4 protein-coding genes are annotated in these 5829 nt (G+C 68.2%); 2 read left to right on the forward strand and 2 right to left on the reverse strand.

Annotated features, from left to right (window positions below; all coding sequences use genetic code 11):
- Together LL06_RS24440 and LL06_RS24445 are read left to right on the forward strand one after the other, a co-directional pair.
- A partial coding sequence (locus LL06_RS24440) for a uracil-DNA glycosylase (protein ID WP_035533260.1) occupies positions 1 to 690 on the forward strand: 690 nt, incomplete at its 5' end.
- Positions 691 to 865: 175 nt separating this feature from the next.
- The gene (locus LL06_RS24445; protein WP_035533262.1) at positions 866 to 2152 is read left to right on the forward strand and encodes an MFS transporter; all 1287 of its coding nucleotides are present in this window, start codon (positions 866 to 868) and stop codon (positions 2150 to 2152) included.
- Positions 2153 to 2253: 101 nt separating this feature from the next.
- Here LL06_RS24445 and LL06_RS24450 read toward each other — a convergent pair whose 3' ends face one another.
- The gene (locus LL06_RS24450; protein ID WP_035533256.1) at positions 2254 to 3165 is read right to left on the reverse strand and encodes a DMT family transporter; all 912 of its coding nucleotides are present in this window, start codon (positions 3163 to 3165) and stop codon (positions 2254 to 2256) included.
- Positions 3166 to 3433: 268 nt separating this feature from the next.
- Positions 3434 to 5731, reverse strand: a complete 2298-nt coding sequence (locus LL06_RS24455) for a xanthine dehydrogenase family protein molybdopterin-binding subunit (RefSeq protein ID WP_035533258.1) — start codon at positions 5729 to 5731, stop codon at positions 3434 to 3436.
- Positions 5732 to 5829: the final 98 nt, after the last annotated feature.

Raw genomic sequence — 5829 nt, forward strand, 5'->3', positions numbered from 1 at the left:
AGAGCGGCAGCCTCCGCTGCGCCGATGACGCCGGCGCCCCAGGCCTCGCAGCTCACCATCCCCGGGGAAGCCGCCTTCGAGGACGCGCGTGCGCTCGCCGCCGGAGCATCCTCGATCGCCGAATTGCGCGCCGCGCTCGACGGCTTCACCGGCTGCAATCTGCGCCACAGCGCCAAGACGCTGGTGTTCGCCGACGGCAATCCCGAGGCCCAAGTGATGTTCATCGGCGAGGCCCCGGGCCGCGAGGAGGACATCCAGGGCGCGCCCTTCGTGGGCCGCGCCGGGCAATTGCTCGACCGCATGCTCGCCGCCATCGGGCTTGACCGCGACACCGCCTACATCACCAACATGATCCCCTGGCGGCCGCCCGGCAACCGCACGCCCGCGCCGCACGAGATCGAGCTCTGCCGCCCGTTCATCGAGCGGCATGTCGAGCTCGCGGCGCCCAGGATCGTCGTCATGCTCGGCAATGTCGCCAGCAAGGCGCTGCTCGGCACCGACAAGGGGATCCTGTCGCTCAGGGGCACCTGGATGGAGTACACCGCGGGCGGCAGCCCGATCCCGGCGCTGCCGACGCTGCACCCGGCCTATCTGCTGCGCAACCCCGCGCAGAAGCGGCTGGCCTGGGCGGATCTTCTGTCGCTGCAGGACCGGATCGAGCGGCTCGGCTCCGCCTCGCGGGCCGACTAGAAGTCCCTCGCCGGAGCGCGGGGGCGCGAAATCATCCGCCCGCGTCGCATTCCGGCTGTCCTGTCGCAATCCGGCATGACATTGTCAGGGCGAATGATTCATGCACACGGGCCTTGCGTCTTCCGGATATCGCCGGATTTCGGGCGGGCCCTGTTTCGATGCCAGGGAAGCCACCATGATCCAGTCCATTCGATCGGTGGCGTCGTTGCTGATTTCGACCTTCTTCCTGCTCGCCGCGATGGGCCTGTCGGGCTACCTGATCCCGGTCCGCGCCGTGGCCGAAGGCTGGTCGACCTTCGCCATCTCGCTGATCGCCACCGGCTACGCCATCGCCTTCACCGCCAGTTGCGTGATCACGCCGCGGCTGGTGCTCAAGGTCGGCCATGTGCGCGTGTTCGGCGCGCTGACGACGATCATGGCGATGTCGTTCCTGCTGCACTCGCTGATCGTGCATCCCGCCGCCTGGGTGCTCACCCGGGCGCTGGCCGGGTTCTCCATCGCCGGCGCCTACATGATCATCGAAAGCTGGCTCAACGAGAAGGTCAGCAATGAAAACCGCGGCGCGCTGTTTTCGGTCTACATGGTGGTGAGCATGACGGCGGTCATGGTGGGACAATACATCGTCCCCTTCGGCGATCCCTCCGGCCCGACGCTGTTCATGATCTGCGCGCTTGTCTGTTCGCTCGCGGTGATGCCCACGGCGCTGTCGGGGGCACAGTCGCCGCAGCCGCTCACCCAGGTGAAGTTCGACATTCCCGGGCTCTACCGGCGCTCGCCGGCGGCGGTGGTGGGAACCCTGCTCGCGGGCCTGATCGCCAGCGCCTGGGGCGGGCTCGGGCCGGTCTACGCGACCCAGCTCGGGCTGTCGACGACCGAGGGCGCCTCGATGCTGGCCATCGCCATGATCGGCGGGGCGATCTTCCAGTATCCGCTGGGCCGCGCCTCGGACCGGATGGACCGGCGCAAGGTGATGATCTTCGCGGGCTTCATCGGCATCGCCGCCTGCGCGGTCACGGTGGCCTTCGGGGTGGAGAACCGCATCGTCTTCTTCGCCGGAATGCTGTGCCTAGGCACCGTGCTGTTTCCGATCTATTCGCTCAACGTGGCGCATGCCAACGACCACGCCAAGCCCGACGAGTTCGTCGAGGTTTCGAGCGGGCTGATGCTGACCTATGGCGGGGCCACCATGGTGGGGCCGCTGATCACGGGCGCGGCGATGGACCGGTTCGGCCCACACGCGCTGTTCGTGACCATTGCGCTGAGTTTCGCCGCCTATTCGGCGCATGCGGCCTGGCGCATCAGCCGCCGCGAGCAGCCGTCCGAGGAGATGCGCTCGGACTTCCTGCCGATGGCGGCGCTGCCCGACCTGACCCCGCAGACCGCCGAACTCGACCCCCGCTCCGACCCCGCCTATGGCGAGGAGACGGAAGAGGAGGCGGACGAGATCTCGGCCCGGCGGTAGCAGCCGGCGCCTTTGAAGCTCCGTCTGGTCGTTCAGGGAACAGACAGCCAGCACTTCCCCGGTCGGGGGCTGGATCCTCGGGGACGCCTGCCGCGGGCGCCCTACCCCTGCGGAGTGACCAGCTTGCGCTGTGCCTTGCGTTCGAGGCCGAGCGCGTGTTCGCGCAGGATGACGAACAGGCCGGCGCCGATCACGATGAAGGTGCCGATCAGCATCGACCAGCTCGGAATGTCGCCGAAGACGACATAGCCGATGGCGATGCCGAGCACGATCGAGGTGTATTCGAACGGCGCGATGGTCGAGACATCGGCGTGGCGGTAGCTCTGGGTCAGGAGGATCTGCCCCAGACCGCCGCAGAAGCCGGCGAGCGCCATCATCGACAGGGTCCGCCAATCGGGGATGATCCAGCCGAAGGGCAGCGAGGCCAGCGACAGCACCGTCGCCATCAGCGAGAAATAGAGCACGATGGTCGGCGTGCGTTCGGTCAGCACCAGCTTGCGCACCAGGATCATCGCCGTGGCGCCGAGCGCGGCGGAGGCAAGCACGCCGGCCGCGCCCAGCGCTTCCTGCGAGCCGAAGCCCTCGGAGAACAGGCTGAGCCGCGGCCAGGAGATGATCAGCACGCCGCCGAGACCGACGACGACCGCCGACCAGCGGAAGATGCGCACGGTCTCGCCCAGGAACAGCGCGGCGAACACCACGGCGATCAGCGGCATGGCGTAGCCGATGGCGATAGCGTCGGGCAGCGGCAGCCGCATGATGCCGTAAAAGCCCAGGCCCATGGCGATGACGCCGATCAGGCCCCGGCGCACATGCGACATCGGGCTGTTGGTGCGCCAGGCGGTGTCGAGCTGGCCGCGCAGCGCCAGGAAGACGAGGATCGGGAAAATCGCGAAGAGGGAGCGCAGGAACACGATCTGCCCGGCGGGCATGCCTTCGCCCGAGGCCTTGATCAGCGTCGACATCGAGACAAACACGGCGACGGAGGCAACCTTGAGGGCGATGCCTATCATCGGGGAACCGGTCGGCGTGGCAGAGGGTGGCTGCGATTCCGCCTGAACGGCGGCTTCCGGGGTGGGATCTGGCACCTGTTCTCTTTCATGCTCCGGTCCCGCGCGGCGCGAGCCTGGCGGATCCGGTCTGGGGCGGTCGGCGGTCATGACAACCGTTCGGGGCAACGATAACCGGTTGACCGGCGATCGTCCGATCAAAAAAGCTGATGGACGCCCCGCGTCGCGCTGATGCGACCCGGCCGCACGGCCGGGCCGGTCGCGCGGCGGCTCAGCCGTTGAGCGCGTCCCAGATGCGTTGCGGCGTCGCCGGCATGTCGATGTGACGCACGCCCTTTGCCCGGTCGAGCGCATCGATGAGCGCGTTCATCACCGCCGGGCAGGCGCCGATGGTGCCCGCCTCGCCCGCGCCCTTGATCCCCATGGCGTTGGTGGTCGAGGGCACGTTGCGGGTCTCGAAATCGAAGAAGGGCACGCTGTCGGCGCGCGGCACGGCGTAATCCATGAAGCTCGCGGTCAGGAGCTGGCCGTCCTGAGAATAGATCACGCCCTCGCTCAGGCACTGGCCGATGCCCTGGACGACGCCGCCATGCACCTGGCCCAGGAGCAGCACCGGGTTCACGGTCATGCCGAAATCATCGACGATGGTGTAGCGCACCACCTCGACATGGCCGGTCTCCGGATCGATCTCGATCTCGCAGACATGGGTGCCGTTGGGATAGGTCGCCTCGTCCTGGACCACGTCGGCAAGGCCGGTGCGGTCCTCGTCGGATTTCGCCGCGCGGGCGAGGTCGGCGTAGCTCAGCACCCGGTCGGTGCCGACGATGCGGGCGGAGCCGTCGACCAGCTCGATGTCGGCGGCGGAGGCCTCGAGTTCGTCGGCGGCGATCTTCTTCATCTTCTCGGCCAGCACTTCGGAGGCCGCGGCGACCGAGACGCCGCCGAGCGGGATCGAGCGCGAGCCGCCGGTGCCGCCGCCCTTGGCGAGCTCGGCCGTGTCCCCCTGGCGCACGGTGATCTTGTCGAAATCGATGCCGATGTGATCGGCCACGAACTGGCTGTAGGCGGTGGCGTGGCCCTGGCCGTTGGTCTGGGTGCCGATATAAAGCGTGATGCCACCGTCGGGGTCGAGTGTCAGCCTGGCGGGCTCGGAGCCCGCGAAGGCGCAGGCCTCGATATAGACCGCGGTGCCGAAACCGCGCAGCCTTCCGCGGCTCTCGGCCTCGCGGACGCGCTCGGGAAATCCGGCAAAATCGGCCTTCTCCAGCGCGCGGGTCATGTGGCCGTCGAATTCGCCGACGTCGTAGTTGCGCCCGCCTTGCGTGAGATAGGGGAACTGCTCGGGACGGATGAAATTGCGGCGCCTGAGCTCCGCCACCGGCATCCCCATCTCGCGCGCCGCCGCATCGATCAGCCGCTCGATCAGGAAGGCGGCCTCGGGGCGGCCGGCGCCGCGATAGGCGTCGACCGGGACCGTGTGCGTGTAGACGCCGCGCAGCTTGAAATCGAGGTTCTGGATGTCGTAGACGCCGGTCGCCATCGAGCCGCCGAAGGTCGGCACATAGGGGCCGAACTGGCTCAGATAGGCGCCCATATTGGCGAGCAGGTCGATCTTCAGCCCGAGGATGCGCCCGTCGCGGTCCATCGCCAGCGAGGCGGTGACCTGGTGGTCGCGGCCATGGGCGTCGGCCAGGAAATGCTCGGTGCGGTCGGCCACCCATTTGACCGGGCGGTTGAGCTGGCGCGCCGCTTCGAGCGACAGCGGGTATTCCCGGTAGTTGAAGGACTTGGTGCCGAAGCCGCCGCCGACATCGCGGGTGACGACGCGGAAATCCTCGAGATCCATCCGGAAGACATCGTTGGCGAGCGTCCGGCGGATCGAGTGAACCCCCTGCGAGCCGAGCGTCAGGGTGAATTTCCCGGCCGCATCGTCCCATTCGGCGAGGCAGGCGCGGGTCTCCATGTAGTTGGTCACAAGCCGGTTGTTGACGAAGCTGATCGTGGTGACGCGATCGGCTCCGGCGAAGGCCGCGTTCGTCGCCGCTTCGTCGCCGACATGGTAGAGATAGGCCTGGTTGGTCCCCAGATCCGGCCAGACCAGCGGAACGCCGTCGTCGAGCGCGGTGGCGAGATCGGCGTGCGCCTCGGCGAATTCCCACTTGATGTCGATGAGCTCGGAGGCGTCCCGCGCCTGCTCGAGCGTCTCGGCGACGATGAAGGCCACCGCGTCGCCGACATGGCGGACCTCGCCGTCGCACAGAAGCGGCGTGTGCTTGAGCGCATGGCGGCTGCCGTCGGGTTGCTTCACCGGCGCCAGGCACATCACCGGCCCGAGATGGGCGACATCGGCGGCGGTGAGCACCAGATGCACGCCCGGCGCGGCGCGGGCGGCGTCGAGATCGTTGATGACGAAGCGCGCCGCGGCATGGGCCGAGCGCAGCACGAAGCCACGCAGCTCGCCCTTGGCCCTGATGTCGTCGGTGAAGGCGCCCTCGCCGCGCACCAGCTTCGGATCTTCCTTGCGCAACGCGGATGCGCCCACGCCGAATTTTGGTGTCGCGATGTTCATGGCAGGTCCTGGGGCTGGATTGCTTTCGAGCCGCGCGCGACTCTGAGCTTCAACTTAATGGCGGGGGCGGAAATGTCGAGAGGGCGGCGGCCCGCGGG

Origin of the sequence: Hoeflea sp. BAL378 (genome assembly GCF_000759435.1) — a bacterium.
Taxonomy (GTDB): Bacteria; Pseudomonadota; Alphaproteobacteria; order Rhizobiales; family Rhizobiaceae; genus Hoeflea.

Excerpts from the sequence above, each read along its gene's own strand:
- LL06_RS24445 (WP_035533262.1), top strand. The coding sequence starts at position 866 with ATGATCCAGTCCATTCGATCGGTGGCGTCGTTGCTGATTTCGACCTTC.
- LL06_RS24450 (WP_035533256.1), bottom strand. The coding sequence starts at position 3,165 with ATGATAGGCATCGCCCTCAAGGTTGCCTCCGTCGCCGTGTTTGTCTCG.
- LL06_RS24455 (WP_035533258.1), bottom strand. The coding sequence starts at position 5,731 with ATGAACATCGCGACACCAAAATTCGGCGTGGGCGCATCCGCGTTGCGC.